The 22181-nt window shown below is 71.1% G+C and carries 19 protein-coding genes; 4 read left to right on the forward strand and 15 right to left on the reverse strand.

Annotated features, from left to right (window positions below):
- Positions 1-227 precede the first annotated feature (227 nt).
- Positions 228-581, forward strand: a complete 354-nt coding sequence (locus tag P9K36_RS02895; RefSeq protein ID WP_278306539.1) for a transposase — start codon at positions 228-230, stop codon at positions 579-581.
- Positions 582-738: 157 nt separating this feature from the next.
- On the opposite strand, the gene P9K36_RS02900 is transcribed toward P9K36_RS02895, so the two are convergent.
- From P9K36_RS02900 to P9K36_RS02925, 6 genes are read right to left on the reverse strand one after another with little or no spacing between them, the layout of a single operon-like run.
- Positions 739-1698 (reverse strand): acetamidase/formamidase family protein, encoded by a 960-nt coding sequence (locus P9K36_RS02900; RefSeq protein WP_278306540.1) that lies wholly within the window; start codon positions 1696-1698, stop codon positions 739-741.
- A gap of 20 nt (positions 1699-1718) precedes the next feature.
- On the reverse strand, positions 1719-2438 hold the full coding sequence (gene urtE, locus P9K36_RS02905; RefSeq protein WP_043385382.1) for an urea ABC transporter ATP-binding subunit UrtE: 720 nt from the start codon (positions 2436-2438) through the stop codon (positions 1719-1721).
- A complete protein-coding gene (locus P9K36_RS02910) occupies positions 2435-3145 on the reverse strand; it encodes an ATP-binding cassette domain-containing protein (RefSeq protein ID WP_278306541.1) in 711 nt (236 codons plus the stop codon). The genes urtE and P9K36_RS02910 overlap by 4 nt, the downstream gene beginning before the upstream one ends.
- Positions 3142-4242, reverse strand: a complete 1101-nt coding sequence (urtC, locus tag P9K36_RS02915) for an urea ABC transporter permease subunit UrtC (RefSeq protein WP_278306543.1) — start codon at positions 4240-4242, stop codon at positions 3142-3144. The genes P9K36_RS02910 and urtC overlap by 4 nt, the downstream gene beginning before the upstream one ends.
- Positions 4239-5858: an urea ABC transporter permease subunit UrtB gene (urtB, locus tag P9K36_RS02920; RefSeq protein WP_043755390.1), complete on the reverse strand. Its 1620-nt coding sequence runs from the start codon at positions 5856-5858 to the stop codon at positions 4239-4241. Before urtB ends, urtC begins: the two co-directional genes overlap by 4 nt.
- Positions 5851-7092 (reverse strand): transporter substrate-binding protein, encoded by a 1242-nt coding sequence (locus tag P9K36_RS02925; RefSeq protein ID WP_051976164.1) that lies wholly within the window; start codon positions 7090-7092, stop codon positions 5851-5853. Before P9K36_RS02925 ends, urtB begins: the two co-directional genes overlap by 8 nt.
- A 417-nt stretch (positions 7093-7509) precedes the next feature.
- Here P9K36_RS02925 and P9K36_RS02930 point away from each other — a divergent pair, with 417 nt between their 5' ends.
- Complete coding sequence (locus tag P9K36_RS02930) at positions 7510-8796, forward strand: hydantoinase/carbamoylase family amidase (RefSeq protein ID WP_111474400.1); 1287 nt, start codon at positions 7510-7512, stop codon at positions 8794-8796.
- 12 nt (positions 8797-8808) lie between these two features.
- On the opposite strand, the gene P9K36_RS02935 is transcribed toward P9K36_RS02930, so the two are convergent.
- Both P9K36_RS02935 and P9K36_RS02940 read right to left on the reverse strand, forming a co-directional pair.
- Positions 8809-10128, reverse strand: a complete 1320-nt coding sequence (locus P9K36_RS02935; protein ID WP_278306544.1) for a dihydroorotase — start codon at positions 10126-10128, stop codon at positions 8809-8811.
- Between the two features lie 13 nt (positions 10129-10141).
- The gene (locus tag P9K36_RS02940; RefSeq protein WP_278306545.1) at positions 10142-10822 is read right to left on the reverse strand and encodes an aspartate/glutamate racemase family protein; all 681 of its coding nucleotides are present in this window, start codon (positions 10820-10822) and stop codon (positions 10142-10144) included.
- Positions 10823-10967: 145 nt separating this feature from the next.
- Here P9K36_RS02940 and P9K36_RS02945 point away from each other — a divergent pair, with 145 nt between their 5' ends.
- The gene (locus P9K36_RS02945; RefSeq protein ID WP_278306546.1) at positions 10968-12434 is read left to right on the forward strand and encodes an amidohydrolase family protein; all 1467 of its coding nucleotides are present in this window, start codon (positions 10968-10970) and stop codon (positions 12432-12434) included.
- A 19-nt stretch (positions 12435-12453) separates the two neighbouring features.
- Here P9K36_RS02945 and P9K36_RS02950 read toward each other — a convergent pair whose 3' ends face one another.
- The 7 genes from P9K36_RS02950 to P9K36_RS02980 all read right to left on the reverse strand — a co-directional run bounded on the left by P9K36_RS02950 (position 12454) and on the right by P9K36_RS02980 (position 19892).
- The gene (locus P9K36_RS02950; protein WP_278306547.1) at positions 12454-14046 is read right to left on the reverse strand and encodes an ABC transporter substrate-binding protein; all 1593 of its coding nucleotides are present in this window, start codon (positions 14044-14046) and stop codon (positions 12454-12456) included.
- Between the two features lie 494 nt (positions 14047-14540).
- Entirely contained in the window at positions 14541-14663 is a 123-nt protein-coding gene (locus P9K36_RS02955) for a hypothetical protein (RefSeq protein WP_257791603.1), read from the reverse strand.
- 80 nt (positions 14664-14743) lie between these two features.
- Positions 14744-15928, reverse strand: coding sequence for a DUF3095 domain-containing protein (locus P9K36_RS02960; protein ID WP_043755401.1), 1185 nt, complete (start codon positions 15926-15928; stop codon positions 14744-14746).
- A 408-nt stretch (positions 15929-16336) separates the two neighbouring features.
- Positions 16337-16681: a hypothetical protein gene (locus tag P9K36_RS02965; protein ID WP_043384625.1), complete on the reverse strand. Its 345-nt coding sequence runs from the start codon at positions 16679-16681 to the stop codon at positions 16337-16339.
- A 100-nt stretch (positions 16682-16781) separates the two neighbouring features.
- A complete protein-coding gene (locus tag P9K36_RS02970) occupies positions 16782-18653 on the reverse strand; it encodes an adenylate/guanylate cyclase domain-containing protein (RefSeq protein ID WP_278306548.1) in 1872 nt (623 codons plus the stop codon).
- 14 nt (positions 18654-18667) lie between these two features.
- Positions 18668-19189, reverse strand: a complete 522-nt coding sequence (locus tag P9K36_RS02975; protein ID WP_278306549.1) for a FecR domain-containing protein — start codon at positions 19187-19189, stop codon at positions 18668-18670.
- A gap of 22 nt (positions 19190-19211) precedes the next feature.
- Entirely contained in the window at positions 19212-19892 is a 681-nt protein-coding gene (locus tag P9K36_RS02980) for a Crp/Fnr family transcriptional regulator (protein WP_182592112.1), read from the reverse strand.
- A gap of 642 nt (positions 19893-20534) precedes the next feature.
- Here P9K36_RS02980 and P9K36_RS02985 point away from each other — a divergent pair.
- Positions 20535-22148, forward strand: a complete 1614-nt coding sequence (locus P9K36_RS02985) for a GMC family oxidoreductase N-terminal domain-containing protein (RefSeq protein ID WP_182592144.1) — start codon at positions 20535-20537, stop codon at positions 22146-22148.
- Positions 22149-22181 lie beyond the last annotated feature (33 nt).

Below are 22181 nucleotides of genomic sequence, written 5' to 3' on the forward strand. Positions count from 1 at the left end.
TCCGATGCGGTCGCAGCGCTGATCCACGCGCGCCTGACAAGCGCCCGCAAACCCAAGCGTACGGAGACCGCAGAACCGAGCGCCGGTTACGTGAATCGGCGGCCGCCGGCCCGGATCGCGGGCTTCGCGGCACGAAAGCGCCGCGGTCGGCCCGTCGCGGCCGGTCCGCTTCTTGCTGATCCTCCGCCCGAAGAGTGCCCCGAGGCTGCCGAACCGGGAGACCCTGCATGCGTCGATCCCTGCACACGGACGAGGAGATCGCCTTCCTGCTGGACGAGGCCGCGCGGGGCATACCGATCGCCGCGATCTGCGCCAGCGCCCATGTCTCGCTCGGCACCTTCTACCGCTGGCGAAGACGCCTCGGCGGCCTGAAGCCCGCCGGTGTGGCCCGGCTCGATCAGGTCGAGCGGGAGAATGCCGGCCTCCGGGCCGAGGTGCTGCGGCTTCGGGCAGCCCTGCTCGTCCAGCCGGGGCGCGGGGCACCGGCCACGACGGAGCGCACGAGCCTGAGCCAGCCGCCGCACCATCGCGGCGCCCAAGCCTGTGTCGGCCGGTTCGCCTTCGGACGCAGTGCGAACTGAGGCGGTCTCCATCTGCAGGAATTGGGTGAGGCGTTCCTCCCCGTCATCGCGAGCGCAGCGAAGCGACCCAGGGCAGCGGGACCGTTGAACGTAGCGCTGCCGGATTGCTTCGCTGCGCTCGCAAAGACGGAGGAGGCAGCATCAGCCGAGAATGCGCTCAGGCGGACCCGGACGTCGACGCGAGGGCAGTCTTGGGCATCAGCATGTGCACGCCCTTGTTGCCGTCGACCGTCTGGGTGATCCGCAGGTTCCCGGCGAGCGAGCACAGCATGTAGGCCTGGTTGCGGGTGAGGCTGGTGCGTGCGCAGACGAGGCGCACCATCTCGCGCACGGCTTGGCGCATCGCCTCGTCGAGGCTCTCGTGCAGGCCGATCGACATCAGGTCGGTGGGCGTCTCGGCGAAGGGCCACGCGCCCGGGAGGTCCTTGCGGACGGTGAGGCGGAACGTGCCGGTCAGCCCGGTCTCCAGGGCGGTGATGCAGACCTCGCCGTCGCCCTGCACGCCGTGGCCGTCGCCCGCGTAGAAGCCGCCGCCGGGGTTGAACACCGGCAGGTAGAGGGTGGTGCCGACGCGCAGCTCCTTGTTGTCCATGTTGCCGCCGAAGGCGCGGGGCACCGGGCTGCCGACCCGGCCCCAGGCGGGGGGCGGGGCGGTGCCCATGATGCCGAAGAACGGGTCGAGGGGCAGCTCCGTGCCCCAGGGCAGGCGGCAGAGGCCGCGGGCGGTGTCGATGTCGGCGTGGACGGTCTCGTACTCGGTGAACTCGTCCGGCAGGGTGCCGAGGAGCGGCAGGATCGCCACGAAGCCCCAGTCGAGGCGGAACTTCACGTCGAGGATGTCGACCTGCAGCATGTCGCCCGGCTCGGCGCCCTCCACGTGGACGGGGCCGGTGACGAAGTGCGGGCCGGGGCCGCGCTCCAGGGTGTCGAGGGCGTGGAGCAGGTCGGCCGGCACCCGGGCGGGGTCGGGGTGGAGCGACTCGCGCCCGCCCGCCGGATGCGAGTGCAGGGTGACGGTGTCGCCCGATTTCACGGTCAGCACGGGCGGCAGCGCGGCGTCGAAATAGCCGAGCACCATGGTCTCGGGCGTCGCGGGGATCTCGTGATGGGTCGACACGGCGGCTCCTTCTACGGATGTCAGACGGCGATGTGACGGGTGAGGGCTTCGGGGTTCAGCACCTTCGGATCGCCGCGCTCGACGACGCTGCCGCGGGACAAGACCACCACGGAATCGGCGACCCGGAGGGCGAAATCGAGATACTGCTCCACGAGCAGCACGGTGATCCGGCCCTTGAGCCCGGCAATCACCGCCTCGATCGCGGCGACGATCGAGGGCTGGATGCCCTCGGTCGGCTCGTCGAGGAGGAGCGCGCGAGGCCGGGTGGCGAGCGCCCGGGCGATGGCGAGCTGCTGCTGCTGGCCGCCCGAGAGGTTGCCGCCCGGACGGTGCCAGAGGCCGCGCAGCGCCGGGAACAGGGCGACCGCCTCGTCAATTGCGTCGGTCCGCTCCAGCCCGTGGGCCCGGGCCGCCACCCGCAGATTCTCGGCGACGGTCAGGTCGGGAAAGATCTCGCGCCCCTGCGGCACGTAGGCGAGGCCCGAGCGGGCGCGCCGGTCGGGCGACAGGCGCGTCAGCTCGGTCCCGTCGAGGGCGATCCGGCCGCGGCTTTCCGGGATCAGGCCGGTGAGGCAGCGCAGCAGCGTGGTCTTGCCGGCGCCGTTGCGGCCGAGCACGGCGAGGCAGGCGCCCGGCTCGACGTCGAGGCCGATCCCGCGCAGCACCTGCGCGCTGCCGTAATGCTGGTCGAGCCCCTCGACGGCGAGGCGTGCGGGCGGAGATGCACACGCTTGCGTCATCGGCCGAGGAACACCTCGATCACCCGGGCATCGGCGCGCGCGCCCTGCATGCTGCCCTCGTAGAGGGTCCGGCCCTCGTGCAGCACCGTCACCCGGTCGGCGATGGCCTCGACGAAGCCCATGTCGTGCTCGATCACCAGGATCGCCCGGTCCGGCCTGCGCAGGCTCCGGATCAGCGCGGCGGTCTGGGCGGTCTCGGCGTCGGAGAGCCCGGCCACGGGCTCGTCGAGCAGGAGCAGCGCCGGCTCGGCGGCGAGCACCATGCCGATCTCCAGCCACTGCTTCTCGCCGTGGGCGAGGCGGCCGGCCGGCACCGCGGCGCGGGGTCCGAGGCCGATCTCGCCGAGGACGGAGGCGATGCGGGCGGGCCGCTCGCGGGCGGGGCGGGCGGGCCCGCAGCCGATCTCCAGGTTCTCGCGCACAGTGAGCGCGGGGAAGACACTGGGCTTCTGGAACTTGCGCCGCACGCCGGCCTTCGCGATCTCGGCCTCGGAGCGCTTGGTCAGGTCGATCCGGTCGCCGAGCATCACGCGGCCGGAGACCGGCTTGGTGATCCCTGAGATCACGTCGAGCAGGGTGGTCTTACCGGCGCCGTTCGGGCCGATCACGGCCCGCACCTCGCCGGGATCGACCGCGAGCGAGACGGCATCGAGGGCCGTGAAGCGACCGAAGGCGACCGTCAGGGCGTCGATGGTGAGGGCGGTCATCGGGCGCCCCGCAGCCAGGTCGGGCGCGGGCGCCAGCCCACGAGGTCGAGGAGGCCGTTCGGCAGGACCAGCACCACGACGAGCACCAGCCCCGACAGGATGAACGGCCACGCTTCCGGCATCGCGGCGCTGAGCCAGAACTTCAGGCCGTTGACCAGGATCGCGCCGATCACCGCCCCGCCGAGCCGGCCCAGCCCGCCGATCGCCACCCAGACGGCGATCTCGATGGACAGGTCCGGCGCCAGCACCCGCGGGTTGATGATGCCGACCTGCGGCACGTACAGGATGCCGGCGAGCGCCGCGATCATGGCCGAGAGGCACCAGATCCCGAGCTTGAGCCGGGTGGTGCTGTAGCCCAGCGTGCGCAGGCGGGTCTCGTCGTCGCGGCAGGCAAGCATCCGCCGCCCGATCGCGCTGCCGACCAGGAGCCGCGCGCCGGCCAGTACCGCCGCCAGCGTCAGGAGGGCGGCGACAGCGAGCCCCGTGACGACGCCGGGGGAGCCCATCGGCCAGCCGTACAGCAGCGGGAAGCCGGTCATGCCGTTGTTGCCGCCGAGCCCGGTATCGTTGCGGTACATCAGCAGCATCGCGACGTAGACGAGCGCCTGGCTGATGATCGAGAAGTAGACGCCGTTGACCCGCGAGCGGAACGAGGCCAGCCCGAACACGAAGGCGACGAGGCCGGCGAGCGCCAGGGCGAGGACGAAGGCGTAGGCCGCGTGGTCGAGGCCGGCCCAATAGGCCGGCAGGCTCTTCCAGCCCATGAACTGCACGAAGTCCGGCAGCACGCCGGTCACGGCCACGCCGTGGGCCAGCAGGTGCATGGCGCAGACATAGCCGCCGATGGCGAAGAACAGCCCGTGCCCGAGGCTGAGGATCCCGAGATAGCCCCAGACCAGATCCAGCGACACGGCGAGGATCGCGAAGGCGGCGAGCTGACCCACCGCGTTGACGAGATACGGGGCGGGCGGTGCCACGAGGAGCCCGACCGCGGCCGCGAGGCAGAGCCCGACAAGGCCGGCGACCAGGGGATCGCGCACGGCGCGGCGTCCCGGTCCGGCGGGGGCGGCGAGGGCGGTCTGCACGGCGCCGCTCATCGCCGCCGCCGCACGGCGAACAGCCCCTCGGGCCGGCGCTGCAGGAACAGGATGATGCCGACGAGCACGATCACCTTGGCGGCGACCGCGCCGGAGATCGGCTCGATCAGCACGTTGGCGCCGCCGACGCCGACGGCCGCCACCAGGGTCCCGACGAGGCTGCCGACGCCGCCCAGCACCACGACCATGAAGCTGTCGACGATGAAGCCCGAGCCCATGCCGGGATTGACGCTGTAGATCGGGCAGAGCGCCACCCCGGCAAGCCCGGCCAGGCCCGAGCCGAGCCCGAAGGCGAGCCGGTCGACCCGGCGGGTCGGCAGGCCGAGGCAGGCGGCCATGTCGCGGTTCTGGGTCACGGCGCGGATGTCGAGGCCGAGCGGCGTGCGGCGCAGGATCACGAGCGTCAGGACCAGCGTCGCGGCCGCGAAGGCGATGGCGAACAGCCGGTTCCAGGTCATCACGAAGTCGGCGTAGAGGGGAACGCCGCCGCTGACATAGGCCGGCATGACGAATTGCAGGTTCTGGGTGCCGACCGTCACGCGCACGAGGTTCACCAGGAACAGGCTCACCGCCCAGGTGGCGAGCAGGCTCATGAGCGGCCGTCGGTAGAGGTGGCGCAGGATCAGCGCCTCGACCGTGATCCCCACCAGGGCGACCGCCCCGAAGGCGACCGGGATGGCGGCGAGCAGGTAGAGGTCGAGCAGGCCGGGGGCGAGGCGGCGGAAGGCCTCCTGCACGCCGTAGGTGGCGTAGGCGCCGAGCATGATGAACTCGCCCTGGGCGAGGTTGATCACGCCCATCAGCCCGAAGATGATCGCGAGCCCGGCCGCCGCCATGAACAGGATGCTGGCGAAGCTCAGGCCGTTATAGACGACCGCGAGCCCGTCGCCGATCGCCACCGCGCGGGAGACCTGCGCGAGGCCGGCATCGAGGGCCGCCCGGAAGGCCGGGTCGGAGGCGTAGGCGGGATCGCTCTTCAGCGCGGCGAGGCGCGCCTCAGCGGCCCCGGACGGGCTCGCCGCCACGGCCGCGATCGCCGCCCGGCGCCGGGCCGGATCGGGCGACGACAGGGCGGCGGCCTGGGCGAGACCGGCGATCGTCCCCTTCAGGCCGGCATCCGTCTCCGCGTCCCGCGCCCGGTCGAGGACCGAAGCCGGAACGGTGGCGATGCGCCGTTCCAGGATCGCGAGACCGGCGCTGCGGGCGGCCGGATCCGGGCCGGTCAACAGAGCGACGGTGCCGCGCGCGGTCTCGACGGCGGCCCGCTGGCGTAGGCCGAGGACCGGCGCGCGCGCCTCGGCGGCCGGACGCGGCGCGCCGCTGACCGCATCGCGCCCCTCGGATGCGCCCGGGCGGTCGAGCAGGAGTGCGCCCTCCGCCGGGCAGGCGAGACGGCGCTCGGCCAGCGCGCCGAGGAGCCCGCCGGCATAGGCGAGGTCGTCGGCCGCCAGATCGCCGCTGGCTTGCACGAGACCCTCGGCCGCGCGGACCTGCGCGGCGCCGTCCCCGCACAGACCCGCCGCGAAGGCCGCCCGGTCGATTGGCGCGGCGGAGGCCGGAAACGTCAGCAGCGCCAGACAGCAGAGGGCCAGGAGCGCGCGGAGCCGATCAGCCATAGGGGCTGAACGGGACCGGCTTGGGGGCGTCCGGGGATTGCCAGAGGACGTCGAAGCCGCGCTTCTCGTTGACCGAGCCGATGAACACGCCGCGGGAGACGTAGTTGTTCTCCCCCGTCATGGTCAGCGTGTAGCCCGACGGGTCGTCGAAGCTGAGCCCCGCGAAGGCCTTGCGCACCTCAGGCACCGCGAAGGAGCCGGCCTTGGCGGCGGCGAGCGCCCAGAGGTTGACGCTGTCATAGGCCGAGACCATCGGGTCGATCACCGTGTCGGCGCTGAACGGGACGTTCTTGGCCTTCACGTAGGCGGCCCAGTCGGCGAGGAACTTTTGGTTGCGCTCGCCCTTGGCGGCCTGAAGATAGGCCCAGCAGTTCAGGTGGCCGACGAGCTTGGCGGTATCGAGCCCCTCAAGGTCCGCCTCCACCATGTCGAGGCCGAGAATCGGCACGTCGGTGGCGCTGATGCCCTGGTTGGCGAATTCGCGCAGGAAGTCGGGGATCGAGGAGCCGACCACGGTGAGCACCACGATCGCCTGACCGCCCGGCTGGCTGGCGAAGCTGCGGACCTGATTCACCAGCGTCTGGAAGTTCGAGAAGCCGAACGGCACGTATTCCTCGCGCCACGCGCTCTCGGGGATGCCCTTGCTCTTCCAGTAGCCCTTGAGCTGCTTGTTGATCGTGCGCGGCCAGACGTAGTCCGAGCCGATCATGAAGAACCGCTTCGCCCCGACCCCGTCCGGGCCCATCAGGTAATCGACCGCCGGCAGCACCGAGCTCGCGGGCGGCGAGTTGACGTAGACGACGTTCTTGGAGTTCTCGTCGCCCTCGAAGTGCAGCGGGTAGAACAGCAGCCCGTCATTCTGCTCGACCACCGGCAGCACCGACTTGCGCGACACGGAGGTCCAGCAGCCGAACAGGGCCGCGACCTTCTCCTGCTGGAGCATCTGCCGCCCGACCTGCGCGTAGAGCGGCCAGTCGGAGGCGGGATCGGAGGTCAGCACCTCGATCTGGCGGCCGTTGACGCCGCCGCGCCCGTTGATCGCGTCGGCGGCCATGCGGACCACGTGGTTCAGCCGGCCCTCAAGATTGGCCATCGTGCCCGAGGACGAGAACAGGCAGCCGAGCTTGACGGTGTCGGCGGCGAAGGCCGGCCGGATGAGGGCCGGGGCCGCAAGCAGCGCCGCCGTGCCCGAGATGCCTGTGCCCAAGACGCCGCGTCGCGTGAGATGCGTCATCGACCCCGAAGCTCCCATGGATGGACCTGGCGATTGTCGGCCGAGGTCCGGGGGACGGGAAGGTCAAAGAGGCTGCAGGCCGGCATGGGCCTTGCGCATATTGGCAGCATTTGTGCGCGCTGCGGGCGGTCCTGTGCCGAGAACGTCAAAATTCTCGTATCGGGTGTCGAACTGGTGTCGCCCGTAGTGCGTCGACGGGATGCCTGCATCCAGCGACCGCATCAATCGGAAGCCGTGTCCGACCGCGCGCGGACGGACGCGCCGGTCGGGGTGCCCTCGCCGGACGCGGCGCGGACCGGCGAGCGTGCCGGCGAAGCCGTGGGCTGCCGGGTGGCCGGATCTCCGCGACGCCGGCACGAAAGTGGCAGGATGGCGCCGTCGCGGTCCGCCCCGGGCCCGCGCACCGGGAGCGGCGGGATGGACACGGTATCGGCGATCGGCACGGCGGTCCGCGCGCAGCGCGGCCGGGTGGCGGCTTTGTTCGACGACCTCGCCCGGTGCGGCCGGACCGATCCCGGGTTCACGCGGGCCTCCTACAGTCCGGAGGAGAGTGCGGCGCACGGGGTGGTGACGCGCTGCGCCGCCGCTCTCGGCCTCGCGATCGGGCGGGATGCGGCCGCCAACACCACCCTGACGCTGCCGGGGCGGGACCGGAGCCTGCCGCCGATCCTGATCGGCTCCCACCTCGATACCGTGGCCCACGGCGGCAATTTCGACGGCGCCGCCGGGGTGGTGGCCGGCCTCGCCGCCGTCGCGGCGCTCCGCGAGCTGGGGCTGACCCCGGCGCGCGACATCACCGTCATGGGCATCCGCGCCGAGGAGAGCGTCTGGTTCCAGGTCTCCTACATCGGCAGCCGGGCGGCCCTCGGAACCCTGCCGGACGGGGCGCTCGACGCCGCCCGGATCGACAGCGGCCTCAGCCTCGCCGCGCACATCGCCCGGGAGGGCGGCGACCCGGAGGCGCTGCGCAGCGGCCCGCCCGCCCTCGACGCCGCCGCGATCCACGCCTTCCTGGAGGTGCATATCGAGCAGGCGCCGAGCCTGGAGGAGGCCGGGATCCCGGTCGGCCTCTGCACCGGGATCCCCGGCAACGTCCGCTACCCCGACGTCCGGATCCTTGGGCGCTACGACCATGTCGGAACGCCCCGCCGCTTCCGCCGCGATGCAGCCATGGCGGGCGCCGAGATCGCCCTGGCCCTCGATCGGGTCTGGGCGGAGCGCGAGGCGGCCGGCTGCCCGATGGCCGTCACCTTCGGCCGGTTCCACACCGATGCCGCGGCCCACGGCCTGACCACCGTCCCCGGCGAGTTCCGGTTCAGCCTCGACATGCGGGCCTACGCGGCCGAGGTGCTGGCGGCGTTGGAGGCCGCATTCCTGGCCGCCGTAACGGACGTGTCGGAGCGCCGCGGTGTCACGGTGGCCCTCGGGCCCCGCGCCGAGGCGGGCGTCGGCGCGGTTTCGCCCCGGATCCGCGACGGGCTCGCGGCGGCCGCGGACGCGCTCGGCATCGCCACCCGGCCCCTCGGCAGCCCGGCCTCGCACGACGCCGCCGCCTTCGCCAAGGCCGGCGTGCCGATGGCCATGCTGTTCGTGCGCAACGCCAACGGCAGCCACAACCCCGACGAGGCCATGGCGATCGACGACCTTCTCGACGCCGTCGCGATCCTCACCACCTGGCTGGCGGCGGAAACCTGCGACGGCTGAGGGCGGGCCTCATCATGCGGCGAAGCGCGCGAGGCCGCCGACGGGCGTGCCGAGCACCGCGTCGTCGCGCATCACGAGGTGGCCGCGCACGAGCGTGGCGACGGGCCAGCCGGTGACCTCGGTGCCGGCGAAGGGCGTCCAGCCGCAGGGCGAGACGATCCAGGATTCCTCGATCCTGCGGCGCGCCTTCAGGTCCACGAGGGTGAAGTCGGCGTCGTAGCCGGCGGCGATCCGGCCCTTGCCGCGGAGCCCGTAGACGCGGGCCGGCCCGGCCGCCATCAGGTCGACGAGGCGGGCGAGCGGCAGGCGCCCGGCCGCGACGTGGTCGAGCATGATCGGCACTAGGGTCTGGACCCCGGTGAGGCCGGCCGGGCAATCCGGCCAGGGCCGTTCCTTGGCGGCCCGCGCATGGGGCGCGTGATCGCTGCCGATCGTGTCGACGGTCCCGTCGCGCACGGCCGCCCAGGCGGCCGCCCGGTGGCGCTCGTCGCGGATCGGCGGGTTCATGACGCCGAAGCCACCGAGGGTGTCGTAGCAGTCCGGGGCCACCTGCGTGAGGTGATTGACCAGCACCTCCACGGTGGCGACGTCGCGGAAATCGCGCAGGTAGGCGAGTTCCTCGGCGGTGGAGACGTGCAGGATATGGGTCGCCCGGCCGGTCTTCCGCGCCAGCGCCATGAGGCGGCGCGTGCCCAGGAAGGCGCATTCCGGGTCGCGCCATTCCATGTGGGTCCGGTACGGCTGGCCCCGGCTGAACAGCGGCTTGCGGGCCTGGAGCCGGTCCTCGTCCTCGCTGTGGAAGGCCATGCGCCGGTGGCCGGCGCGCATGGCGCGTTCGAGATGCGCGTCGTCCTCGATCATCAGCGCCGCCGTGGAGCTGCCGGCGAAGACCTTGACGGCGCAGACGCCCGGCGCGCGCTCCAGCGCGGCGAGCGCGTCGATATTGGCCTTCGTGCCGGCCACGTAGAGGCCGATGTCGCACCAGCTCCGGCCCGCAACGTAGTCGCGCTTCCACGCGAGGCGCTCGGTATCGGCGATCGGCGGGACGGTGTTGGGCATGTCGAACAGGGTGGCGATCCCGCCCAGCACCGCGGCCCGCGTGCCGGTCTCGATCGTCTCCACCGCCGGGTCGCCGGGGTCGCGCAGGTGAACGTGGCTGTCGATCAGGCCGGGTAGGACGTGCAGGCCCGCGGCGTCGATCACCGCCTCCGCGGTCGCGCCGGCCGGGGTCGCGAGGGCCGCGATGCGCCCGTCGCTGACGCCGAGATCGATCGCCTCGGTGCCCCAGGGCGTCACGCAGGTGCCGCCGCGGATCAGCAGGTCGTAGTGCATCGCCGGTGTCTCCCTACAGGTCCGCCCGGAGCAGGACCGCCCCGAGGGCCGCCGCCACCGCCTGCTGGCAGGGCTCGACGACCGGACACCCGACCGCCCGCTCGACGGCGGCCCGGTGCGGGGCCATGCCGGCGCAGCCGAGCACGATGACGTCGGCGCCGTCGCGCGCGACCAGGGTCCGGGCCGCCGCGATCAGGCGGTCGCGGATCGCCTCCCCCGCCGTCTCGTCGGCCCGGGCCTCCACCGGCCGGCTGCCGGCATAGCGTTCGCCGAGGCCCATCTGGCGGACCGTCCGGCGCTGGCGCCGCACGCTGCCCTCCGAGAGGGCGACGATGCCGAAGCGCTCGCCGAGGGTGAGCGACCGGAGGAGGCCCCACTCGGCGATCCCCATCACGGGCCTGCCGCCGGCGACCTCGCGGGCGGTATGCAGGCCCGGGTCGCTGAAGCAGGCGATGACGAAGGCGTCCGCCGGATCCTCCGCGATGCGCCGGACCAGCGGCATCACCACGGAATCCGCGTCCTGCTGGGTCGCGATGCCCGCCGGCCCCTCGGGCAGGTCCGTCACCGCGATGACGGGGCCGCCGGCCAGGCGCAGCGGCGTCAGCGACGCGTCGATGGCGGCCGTCACCGCCCGGGAGGCGTTCGGGTTGATGACCAGGATGCGCGCGGGTCCGGTGGTGCCGCGATGATGCATGCCGCCTCCTGCGGAACCGACGCGCGGGCCTGCCGCTGATGACAGTGGCCCGCGCGATGCGAAACCCGGGCCGCGCCGCGCCGCGATGCCGGCCCGACTGGGCACCGATCTTGCCCGCCTCGTCGGCGCAAGAGCGAGGGTATCGATGCACGACGAAGCTGCGGACGGGGCGATGGGCGCCACCCTGGTGACAGGGGCCCGGTGGGTCGTCGCCTGGGACCCTGACAGCGGCGGCCACGTCTACCGCACCGGGGCGGATGTGGTGTTCGAGGACGGCGTCCTGATCCATGTCGGTCCGGATTACGCCGGCCCCGCGCCGGCCCGGACCATCGACGCCTCCGGCTGCCTGGTCATGCCCGGCCTCGTGGACATCCACACCCACCTGTTCTCGGAGCCGATGAACAAGGGCATGTGGGACGAGGTCGGCAGCCAGCGGCTCTACAACACCTCGCTCTACGAGTACCTGCCGATCCTGCGGCCCGACGCGGAGGGCACCCGCGCCGCCTACGGGGTGGCGCTCGCCGAGTTGGCGCTCTCGGGCGTCACCACCGTCTGCGACCTCGCTTTGCCGAGCGACGGCTGGCTCGATCGCCTCGGCGCGTCGGGCCTGCGGGTCTGCATCGCCCCGATGTTCCGGTCGGGGCGATGGCTCACCCGGAACGGCCACAGCGTCGAGTACGAATGGGACGCGGCGGCGGGCCAGCGCGGCCTGGAGCAAGCGCTCGCCGAAATCGAGGCGGCGCAGCGCCACCCGAGCGGACGCCTCTCCGGCATGCTCTGCCCGGCCCAGGTCGACACCTGTACGGCGGAGCTGATGCGCGACGCCCATGCCGAGGCGGTCCGGCGCGACCTGCGGTTCCACACCCATGCGGCGCAGTCCCTGTCGGAATTCCACGAGATCACCCGCCGCACCGGGATGACGCCGATCGAGTGGCTCGACGATCTCGGCGTGCTCACCGAGCGCACGATCGTGGGCCACGGGATCTTCCTCGACGACCATCCCTGGACCCACTGGCACAGCCCGGGCTCGGACATGCGCCGCCTGGCCGAGCGCGGCGCCACGGTCGCCCATTGCCCGACGGTCTTCGCCCGCCGCGGCATCGCGCTCCACCATTTCGGCCGCTACCGCCAGGCCGGGGTGAACATGGGCATCGGCACGGACGTCTACCCGCACAACATGCTCGACGAGATGCGCCTCGTCGCGTACCTCGCCCGGGTCGTCGCCGAGAATCCCCGCGATACCCGCGCGGCGGACGTGTTCCACGCCGCCACTGTGGGCGGCGCAAGGGCGCTCGGGCGCGACGACATCGGCCGGCTCGCGCCGGGCTGCAAGGCCGACTTCGTCCTCGTCGACTGCACGCATCCGGCCATGCGGCCGTGCCGCGATCCCGTGCAGTCGCTGATCTACTCGGCCGGCGACCGCGCGGTCCGGCAAGTCTTCGTCGGCGGCCGCGAGATCGTGCGCGATGGCCGCGCCCTGACGGTCGACTACGCGGCGGCCGCGGCGGCGCTGGAGGAGGCGCAGGGCCGTGCGCTGGCGCAGATCCGGCAGCTCGACTGGGCCGGGCGCGGCCCCGACGCCATCGCGCCGCCGACCTTCCCGGGGCTGTGAGGCCCCGGCGCCGTGATCCTCAGGCGGGCCGGACGTTCCAGAAGGTCGGAAACCCGTCGAGGATCCCGGTGAGGCGGGAGCGGTATGCGGTCGGCTGCAGGTACTGGCCGAGGGGGTAGTAGGGCACGTCCTCCATCGCCTGGAGCTGGATGTCCCGGCACAGGGCGGCGCGGGCCGCCTCGTCCGGAGCCGTGAACCACGCGTCCCGCAGGGTCTCGATCCGCGGGGTCGTGGCCCAGCCGGCATAGCCGCTCTCGCCGGTGCCGCGCAGGGCGATGTAGCCGGCGGGGTTGAGCCAATCCATGCCGGACCAGTTGGTGACGAAGGCGCTCCAGCCGCCCTCGGCGACCGGCCCCTTGCGGTTGCGCCGCTGCAGCATCGCGTTGAACTCGACCGCGTAGACCTCGACATTCATGCCGACGCGCTGGAGCAGGTCGGCCGCGACCTGGCCGAGCGCCAGAAGCGGGGCCGAGTTCGACGGCACCATCAGCAGCACGGTCTCGCCGGCGTAGCCGGCCGCTTTCAGGTCGGCCCGCACCTTGGCCGGATCCCGCGGTGTGGTGAGCGGCCCGAGCCCGTCCGTCGAGGCCATCGGCGTGTCCGGGCAGAAGAAGCCGAGGGGCACGTGGAACAGGCTGGGATCGTCGGCGCCCACCACGCCCTGCATGCAGGACGTCTGGTCGATCGCCCCCCAGAGCGCCCGCCGGATCGCCGGGTTGTTGAAGGGTGGCTGCAGGTGATTGACCCGCAGCATCGTCACGAAGCCGGTCGAGTCGAGGACGCGGGTGGTGACGCCCTTGGCGGCCTTCAGCAGACCGAGCTGGTCGTGCGAGGCGTATTCCTGCCAATCCGCCTCGCCGGCGACCAGCGCCGAGGTGGCCGTGGATGTGTCGCCGATGACGCGCCACTCCACCCGGTCGTAGTGGACGATTTTCGGACCGGAGGTCCAGGTGGGTGTGCCGTCCGTGCGGGGCACGTAGCCCTCGAAGCGGGTGTAAACCGTGCGGTCGCCGGGCACGCGCTCGTCCGCCTTGAAGCGGAACGGCCCCGAGCCGATGAGTTCCGGCACCTGCTGGAACGGGTCGGTGACGGCGAGGCGCTCCGGCATCATCGCGCAGACCGGCACCGAGGCCTTGCCCAGCGCGATCGGCAGGAGCGGGAAGGGGCGCTTGAGGCGAAACCGGATCGTCCGGTCGTCGGGCGCCGACAGCTCGTCGGTCGCCTCCATCAGGGAGCCGCCGAACGGGTCGCGCTTGGCCCAGCGCCGCAGGGAGGCGACGCAGTCGCGGGCCAGCACGGGGGTCCCGTCGTGGAAGCGCAGGCCCTCGCGCAATGTCAGGTCCCAGCGGCGCCCGTCCTCCTCGATCCGGTGGCCCTCGACCATCTGCGGCGTGGCGCGGAAGGCGCCGTCCATGCCGTAGAGCGTGTCGAAGACCATGTAGCCGTGGTTGCGGGTGATGTACGCGAAGGTCGTCACCGGATCGAGCGTGACGAGATCCTGCTGCGGGATGAAGCGCAGGGTTGTTGTGGCCTCCGCGCGGACCCGGGATGGTGCCGCGACTGCGCTCGCCACGACGGCTCCGGCTCCCTGCAACAGCGTACGCCGCTTCATCGGACAAGTCCCACTCTGCGCGGGCGGTGATTGGACGACCGCTCGCGGTGGTCCGGTACGATCACCGAACCTGGCAACCCGCAGGCTTGCAGGAACGAGGCCGCGGTCCGTCGGGTTCGGACCCGTCGCGGGGGCCACTCCGCCGGCAGGCTGGCACTGTGGAGGAGTGCGGCCTCCCGCCTTTCGGCTGCTCAAGCTCGGATGGCAGAAGCGGCTCGACCACCGCCCAGAGGTCGTCGGATACGAGCGCGTCCGTACCTGCATAACCTGCTCAGTGCGGATTTGTCCGGCGTTCTCAGGCCTCCGCGCCTGTCCGATCGCGCCCGCTCATAAGGCATTGTCGAGGCTAGCTCGATGACCGAGTTGCGCGCGAAGCAGTCAATCGAGGGTCAAGCTCGGGCGGCTGCTTGGTGCCCATCCCGGTCATTCAGCGTGTTTCGAGAACGCTCCGAAGCGGACATCCCTTCCGCAAAGATCCCAGGCCGGAGAAGCTCCTACACGGTGAAGATTTTTGCGCCTTCCACCGGTCGCCGCTCGCAGGCAGTGGCACCGATCAGGCTGGCGCCGACCGCGAAGGTCCCGTCATCGACCAAACGCTCGCCGGTGCGGTGCTGCACAGTGATCCTGAACGCCGCTCGAGGTAGGTCGTCCCAAGCGCCCGCGCTTCATCCGGCAGCAGCCACGCTTCACAGCCCCCTCACGGGCTGGTCGGCACCACGGCCCCGACGCTTGCCGCCCGAGCCTTCAGCCTTGCGGCGGCCGCGGCGTAGCCTCCGCCAGCGCCATCGATGAAGTGCATGTGCCCGCGGCCGGGCACCGGAGGGCTGATGCAGGTCAACTGCGCAGCCAATTGCCGTTCCAGCCCGAAATGGCAGATCCCCCGCGCCTCCGCACCGGCGAGCTGCGCCTCCAGCTGATCCGCGAAGGCCTCTGTGCAGTCCAGCGTCATCCGCAGCGCATCATCGTATTTGCGGAAGTCCGTATTCCCGACGATCTCGTGCCGAAGCGCGGCCGGATCGAACCCTCCCACCCGCAAGCCGATGCGGTAGATCAGGTATTCGGGGATCGATCGTGCCACGAGGCGAAGCTTGCGCCAGAGGCGGCTCCGACGGGAGCCCGGCATGGCGCGCAGCTCAAGATCCAGGCCCGCCCACGGTCCGTGCATCTGCGGTCCCTCATCCTGCATCGGATGTGCGACCTCGGCACTGATCTCCACACTGCGCAGGATCTCTTGCACGAGTTGCCGGAAGGCCGGCGCGTCGCCGCTGTGCTGCGGCACGAGCATGAGCGAGAGCATCAACGCGTGGCGGGGACGGATTGACTGCCATCGGCAGGAGAGGCCGGTCAGGTCGGGCTGGCTGCCGGGCTCAGCCGGTGCGACGGCATAGTCGCCGGCCTTCATGGCGGCCTCTGCCCAGGGCAGGCCGCCTCCGCTGAACATGGCATAGGAAACGTGAGCACTGGGCGCGTAGCGCGCGACGCGCACGTCGAGCCCGCGATCGCGCACGGCTGAGACCGGTACCAGAGCGGTGCGCAACTCGAGCTGCAGCGCCTCGCGGACCCAGACGGCCGTTGCGGCCAGCGCTTCTCTGGCGGCGTCTACGTCTTCCGGGGCAATCGCGAAGCTTGCCCCGTCGCCGGCGAAGACGAACGGGAACGCGCGCCGGCCGAGGGCATTCGAAACGGCCGCGATGATGGCTGCGCCGGCCGCATTGACCGCCTTGTAGCGGCCGAGCCCGATCTGCTGCTGAGAGCCGACGACATCGGTCACACCCAGCCACCAGGTCGTGGGAAGCGGCCGATAGAGGCCTGGATCCATGAGGCTGGAGAAGGCGGTAAACCGGGGCAGGCTCGCGTAGAAATCAGGGGTCGTGCGGCCCATTGCGGGTTCGATTGGCTCCTCTGCACGTCCCGATGTCCTCGTCGCCGTCATCGCCCTGCTCCCCGGCACAGCCTCGGACGCGCGGCGCGCCCGGAACGCGGCACCGACATCTTCCTTGGTGGGACCACCATCACCACGGTCGCGTGCACGCCTTCAAGCGAACGCGCTGCGGCGGCGACAAACTCACGACCGCTCCGCGCTGCCGCTCGGCTCATGTCTAATGCGGTTGCGGTTTGAATTTCGATATTCGGGCGGCGTCTTCGGGACGAATGGGTCCGGGGTGCCGGCTCCCATCCCGTCGTCACGGCAAGCGGTGGTGTGACGACGTCGGCCAACCGGCCGCCGCTGCGGGTGCAGCGGCGGCCGATCGCGCACCGGGGCCTCAATCAGCCGAAGACGGATGCTCCGTCAGCTGCAGACGCGCTCGTGTCCGAAGAACAAGGGGTTGTAGACGACGCGGCAATCCCTGAAATCCGAGCTCAGGAAGTAGCCACCCGTGGGATAATTCCAGTCGAACCCGCCGAAGTGCCGACGGTAGCCACGGTGGTGGAAGTATCGATGGTGGCCGAACCCGCCGTTTCCGAAGCGGCCGTACCCGAATCCGCGATGGCCGAAGCCGCCGTGATGGCCGAAGCCGCCGTGACCAAATCCGCCGTGACCGAACCCGCGGGCATCGGCGCTGGCGGCACCGCCGGCCAGTGTCGCGAGCGCGAGACCTGCGACCATCATCGTCTTCGTCGAAGTCGTCTTCATCGTGCTTCTCCCTGTTGGGGTGACAGCACTCTGCGCCCGACGATGGCCGGCCGCTGTGACCGCCGTCACAGAGGCCCGGAAACGCGGCGTTGCGCGGGATCTATGGCAGCCGCGCAGGTTCGCGCGTCAACCAAACCGCGATGGGTTGGGACCGTCCGCGGATGGAAGCCGTCCGCCGCTCGTCGAAGAGGCCGGCCGGCTCAACGATGCCGGCAGCCGTCAGGAGATCGGCGCTGACGGCGAGGCGGGCCTTGGCCTCCGACGCCACGGCCAGCAGGCGGCTCGCGACGTTGACGGTATCGCCCGTCGCCGTGACCTGCTGATTGGTGTCGCTGCCGAGGCGCGAGAGGATCGCCGGTCCGGAATGCGCGCCGATCCGCACGTCGAGCGCCCGTCCGGCGCCTGCCAGTTCGGGATCGCGCGCGATCCAGTCGCGGGTCCGGACGATGAGATCGCCGGCTGCCCGCACGGCGTTTTCGGCCTGCGCGGGATCGGGGTCCAGGGCGCCGAACACGACCATCGCGCCGTCGCCCATGAAGTTGACGACGAGGCCTTTGTGCGACGAGGCGGTCTCGTCCACGAGATCGTGGAACGTCTTGAGGAGGGCGCGGGTGCGGACCGGGCCCAGGCGCTCACTCTGGCCGGTGAAGCCGGTCAGATCGATGAAGAGCACTGGGATCTCGCGCGTGAGGGGTGCAGCCAGATAGGTCGGGTCCCAGGCGAGCCGTTCCGCGAGCGCGGCGGGTTGAAGTCGGCGCAGGGCCTGCTCCGATCGCGCGAGCCTCAGCCCCTGACGGCGATCCAGCGTCTGGCGGGCCACCGCGCACAGGAGCGTCGGCAGGCCAGCGGCTGCGAGCGGCAGGGCGGCGCTCATCCAGATGCCCTGGCTGAAGGCGACGGTGCCCAGAGCGAACCAGGCGGCCAGGAGGAGGAGTACGAGGATGGCTGCTGGGAGCGGTGGGGCCAGCGCGATCAGGAGCACGGCGGCGCCCGCGAGAATCCCGGCCGCCACCCCGTCGAGCCGCCGAACGCGCGCATCGCGCACGAGTCCGTCGCCCGCGGTCAGATGGGCGATGCCGGTCGCCAGCAGTTCGACGCCGGGCATCACGGGATCGAACGCCGTCGCAAAGGTGTCGCTGCCCCCGAGTGCCGTCGCGCCGATCACCACGACACGGCCCGCCAGAGCGGCGACGGGTGCCGTCCCATCGAGAAGTGCGGCGGCGCTCAAGGTCTGGATCGAGCGCCGCGGCCCGTAGGGACGGAGCGGAAGATGATAGCCGAGGTCGAGCCGGATGACGGCAGGCCCGATCCGGACCTGTCCCTCGGTCAGGACCGGATCGCTCCGGGCCGCCAGGGCCGCTGTGCGCAGGACGAAATGGGCCGCAACGCCGTTGTCCGCCCTGGCAACGAGAGGAAGGTGCCGCGGAACGCCGGCGGCGTCCTCGGACAGGTTGACGAGTCCCGTCAGCGCGGCCGCGCCGATCACCGGGATCGGGCGATGCACGGCGGTGGCGACCGGGATGCCCCCTTCGTTCGTGGCCTCGTCGAAGACGGCTGCCGCCGCCAGGACGGCGGGCACCTTGCGGAGGGCGGCGGCGAGGGCACGATCCGCCTCGGGCTGGCGCCCGTCTTCGAGGAACAGGACATCGACGGCGAGCGCACGGGGGTGGGCCGCGGCGATCGTTTCGATCAGCCGCGCCATCGTCGTGCGCGAGATGGGAAAGCCTCCTTCCCGGCGGACGATTTCGTCGTCGATGGCGACGATCGCGACATCTTTGGGCGGCATGCGTGGACCGGCCAGGCGCATGCGCAGGTCCGTCGCCGCCGCTTCCAGGTAATCGAGGGGCGTTGCCCGTCCGGCGATGTGCAGGTGCGCGAGCCAACCGCTCCACCCCAGCGCGGCCACGAACATGAGGAGGGCGAAGCGTCGCTTGGTCCGCTTGGGGCGCGAGATCGACTCAAGCCGCGGCACCGGACCCGCGGCTCTCACCGCCCGAAGCGCTCGAGCAGGCTTCTGACGCGCTCCTGCGGCCACCGTCGCACGTCCAGGGGGGCCTGATCCTCACCGACATCGACGCCCTCACCCGGGCCGAGCGTGACGGACACGCCTGGGGTGTTCCGGCGCGCGACGGCGACGCGTCCGCGAGCCACGAAAACCGCCGTTTTGGCGGTGGTCACATCGACGGCGTAGATCGTGCCACGCACGGAGGCAATCGCGTGGGGGGTGAGGATCTGGAAGCCGCCCCGGCGCGTCTTCGAGCGCGGCGGCAGGGTCACGAGTACGGCGCTGCCGCCGATCTCCGCTCCCTCGAGCTGCCCGTCGCCGTCCCGATCCACCGGCCGTAACGTGGCCGCTCGCTCGGCTTCGAGCGTGAGCCCGTCGGTGCATCGCAGGATCCGCAGAGGCGGGTCGAAGCGGGTCGTTTCCGTGCAGCGCGTCTGGGCATGGACGGTGACCGGGACGACGACGGCCGCGAATGCGGTCACGACGCGCGCGAGATTCCTCATGGGGTGGATCCCTTCTGCCGCCTCAGAGCCGTGAGGGCGCGCCGAGGGCCGCCAGACGCGGCGCGACCTTCACATGCACGCGTGAGCGCCCAAGATCGATGATGCCGGATCGACGCCAATCCTGAAGGACGCGATTGACGCTTTCCCGCGCCGCGCCAACGTAAGCGGCGAGTTCTTGCTGTGTCACCTGGATTTCTGCGCCGTAATCCTCGGACAGCATAACCAGACGCCGCGCCAGCCGGGCATCGAGGGGAAGGAGCGTCGCCTCCTCCATGCGCTCGCTCATCCAGCGCAACCGTCGGCACAGGAAGCCGATGATCCGCGCCGCCAGGGCCGCGTCGTGCGCCAGGAGTTCGAGGAAGTCCCGCCGGTCGATGACGAAGAGATCCGTCGTCTCGAGCGCGATGGCCTCTGCGGTGCGGGCATGGCCATCGAGCAGGGCGATCTCGCCGAAGACATCGCCGGGGCCGAGGAGGTTGAGCGTCACGGACCGGCCGTCCTCGGTGCCGGTGGCGATGCGGATCTGCCCGCGACGGATCGCGTAGAGGGCATCGCCTGGGCCCCCCTTCTGGAAGAGGATCTCGTGACGCGCAACGCTGCGCATCCGGCAAAGGCCGGCGATGGCACGAAGAGCGTCTTGGCCCAGCTCGGCGAAGAACGCGTTGGCGGCCAAGAGCCCGACAAGCCTGTTCGGCGCGCTCACGAAATCCTCTCTCGACTGTGCCGACCCAGGCTCGTGTGCGCTCCGCAGAGTTCTCCGCGGCGCAGCCTGGTGTCAGCATGACGCCGCACCCTGTCGCCTCTGACCGGCGGGCGGGTCCGTGACAAATCTCACAGCCCGGATGGCCACGCCGTCCCACGAGGACCGGCTATCGGCCAGCGATCGCGTATGGCCGCCACCGCCGCTCGGGGAGACGCGATCCGGGCTGCCCGCCGAACCTTCGGACGGCGCTGCTATGTCGGAGGTTCCCGCAGCCGGGATGCGGCTGTGACCGAAGGATCGGTTCGCCCCGAGGCTTTTCAGAAGGCCGGACCAAAACGCATCTCCGTCGGCAGGATCGACGACAATGGCGTGAGGGCGAACCGAGCATATCACGAGAAGCGCGACATGCAGATCTGCGAAGATCTCTGTAACGCATTCGTGAGTCGAAGCGAACAGGCCCTCGTGAACTTCATCCCGCGCTTCCAGTGTGACGTCGATCACAGTCGCGGAGGTCGAAGGCATGGAACATCGACCCGAATTCCTGCGGCTCAGTATCATTTTCGCGGGACCCGCCGTGTTGGCGGGACAAAACTCTCCGTTCATCAGCAACGGCAGCGCAGCATTAGAAGGATGTTACATATCATGAGCCAGTCTCGTCGCGAGGACCGCGATTCATCCCGGCGCGCGCAGGAGAACCAGCAGCGCCTGGTCGCCGACCTGCGCTCGCAATACGATGTCATCATTTGCGGCGCCGGATCCTCGGGCTCGGTCGTGGCGCGGCGCCTCGCGGAAAATCTTGACCTGCGCGTGCTGCTGATCGAAGCCGGAGGCAGCGACGATGCCGAGACGGTGCTCGACCCTGCACAATGGCCGGCCAACTTGGGCAGCGATCGGGATTGGGGATTTGAGGCGCAGCCGAACCCGCACCTGAACGGTCGTGCCCTGTCGATGTCGATGGGCAAAGGTCTCGGGGGCGGCTCCAGCATCAACGTGATGGTCTGGGCGCGGGGGCACCGCAGCGACTGGGATTACTTCGCGGCGGAGGCCGGCGATGCCGAGTGGAGTTACGACAGCGTCCTCCAGATCTATCGTCGAATCGAGAACTGGCGGGGTTCACCGGATCCGCGGTATCGCGGCGAGTCCGGGCCGGTCTGGGTCCAGCCCGCCTCGGATCCCAGCCCCATCGCATACGCGATGCTCGATGCGGCCCGCGAGATCGGCATCCCGACCTTCGCGCATCCGAATGGCAAGATGATGGAGGGGCCGGGCGGCGCCTCGATTTCGGACATGCTGGTTCGCGACGGCCGGCGCCAATCGCTTTACCGGGCCTATGTCCACCCTTGGCTCGACCGCCCCAACCTGACGGTCCTCACCGACACGACCGTGCGGCGCGTCCTGATCGAGCAGCAGCGCGCGGTCGGCGTCGAAGTGGTCCGCGCCGGGCAGGTCCTGGAGATCAGAGCCCGGGCCGAGGTGGTGCTGTCCCTGGGCGCCATCCAGACGCCCAAGGTTCTGATGCATTCCGGCATCGGGGACCATGCGGAGCTGACGCGCTTCGGCATCCCGGTGGTGCAGCACCTGCCGGGCGTCGGCCAGAACTTTCAGGACCATGTCTCGTTCGGATGCATCTGGGAGTATGCCGAACCCATCGCCCCCCGTAACAGCGGCAGCGAGGCGACCCTGTATTGGACGAGCCGCCCCGGGCTCGATGCGCCGGACGTGCTCTTCTGCCAGGTCGAATTTCCCGTGCCGAGCGATCGGACCGCGGCGCGCGGTGTGCCGGCGCAGGGCTGGACGATGTTCGCCGGTCTGGCGCGCCCGGCGAGCCGCGGCCGGCTTCGGCTGACGAGTGCCGATCCCGGAGTGCCGTTGGCGATCGATGCCAACATGATGTCCGATCCCGCGGATCTGACGACGGCCGTCGCCTGCGTGGATCTGTGCCGCGCGCTGGGCAACGCCCAGGCGTTTCGGCCGCATGTCCGCGGAGAGGCCATGCCGGGCGACATCCGGGGAGACGCACTCGAAGACTTCATCCGTGATGCCGCCGTGACCTACTGGCACCAGAGCTGCACGGCCAAGATGGGCCGCGATGCCATGTCGGTGGTCGATGCATCGCTGAACGTCTACGGGATCGACGCTCTGCGCATCGCGGATGCTTCGATCATGCCGCGTGTGACGGCGGGAAACACGCAGGCCCCCTGCGCCATCATCGGCGAGCGGGCGGCACAGATGATCGCTCAGGCGCACGGCCTGTGATCACCCTGCGGGTCGCGGCCCGGCCGGGTTCTG

It is taken from the genome of Methylobacterium sp. 391_Methyba4, from assembly GCF_029691625.1.
Lineage (GTDB): Bacteria > Pseudomonadota > Alphaproteobacteria > Rhizobiales > Beijerinckiaceae > Methylobacterium > Methylobacterium fujisawaense.